Here is a 1,086-nt window from a genome sequence, read left to right on the forward strand (position 1 = left end):
TTGGCGATGATGTGGTTGGTGTTGGCGGCGTGGCGCTTCTCGCGCCGGTTGCGCTTCTTGAGTAGGCGCTTGGCGGACTTGGTGCCCTTGGCCTGCAACTTGCGGCGCAGGTCGAGCTGGCGCTTGCGGTGCCGGTTCAGGCCGCGCCCGGCCGCCTTGTAGCCGGTGGACATGGTGGCGATGTTGACGATGCCGAGGTCCACGCCGATGAAGCCGTCCGGCTCATACTGTTCGGCCTCGGGAACATCGCAGGTGGCGATCAGGTAGAACGTGCCGTCGCGTTCGATCAGGTCGGACTCGCCCTGGCGGTGCTCCCGCAGCGTTTTGAGAGCGGCGGGGGAGCAGGCAAAACGGACGTTCTTGATACGCCCGGCCGTGGTCCAGATGCTCACCGTCTGCGCGTCGTACTGCCACGAAAGGCACCGATCGTCATACGGCTGCGCGGCATCGGGCCGGAAGGTGATCGGCTTCGCCTCGGCCTTCCGGCGGCGCTTCGATCCGGGCTTGCCGAGGTTGCCGGCCTTGATGTTGGCCGTGAGCGTGGTGTAGGCGTCGCGGACCTTCTTGATGACGTGCTGGGCGGCCTGCGCCCCCAGGCCCCGCGACTTCAGGTCGGTGTAGGTGTGCTTGCGCAGCTCGTACTCACGCGGCACATCACGCTCGAACGCCACCGCCGACACCCAGTTCGCCGCCTCGTTGACCGTGTGCAGGGTCGCCGACAGCGCGGCAGCCTGCTCGGCCTCCGGCATCAGCTTCACTTGCACAACGACCTTCACGCCCGTGATCGTAGCATTGCTCTATGTCACCACGCTGGGAGTCAAACCCCGACATTCGCAGGGGCCGTACGGTCGTTTACACCCTTCACGCGCACTTGGTCTTCACACCCAAGTACCGGCGCGGGCCGTTCACCGATGAGATCCTTCGACGCTGCGAAGAGGTCATGCCAGGGCCCCCGGCGAGATCGCAGGCCGACCCCGGCCGGGGAAAGCCGCGGCGAAGTCCTCGTCCGTGAACAGCGGACCGAGCACCTCCCGGATCCGGATGGCCAAAGTCCCCTTGGGGAACGCGGCCCGCACCACCCGAGCC

Annotated in this window: 1 protein-coding gene and 1 pseudogene; one reads left to right on the plus strand and one right to left on the minus strand. The window is 66.7% G+C overall.

Features of this window, described 5'->3' with window-relative positions:
* Positions 1-749: nuclease/transposase family protein (locus ABT009_RS47385; protein WP_502990112.1), on the minus strand; the 749-nt coding region annotated here is incomplete at its 3' end.
* Between the two features lie 50 nt (positions 750-799).
* Here ABT009_RS47385 and ABT009_RS47680 point away from each other — a divergent pair.
* A pseudogene (locus ABT009_RS47680) lies at positions 800-943 on the plus strand (transposase); the annotation flags it as partial.
* Positions 944-1,086: the final 143 nt, after the last annotated feature.

It is taken from the genome of Streptomyces sp. NPDC002896 (genome assembly GCF_040295225.1).
GTDB lineage: Bacteria > Actinomycetota > Actinomycetes > Streptomycetales > Streptomycetaceae > Streptomyces.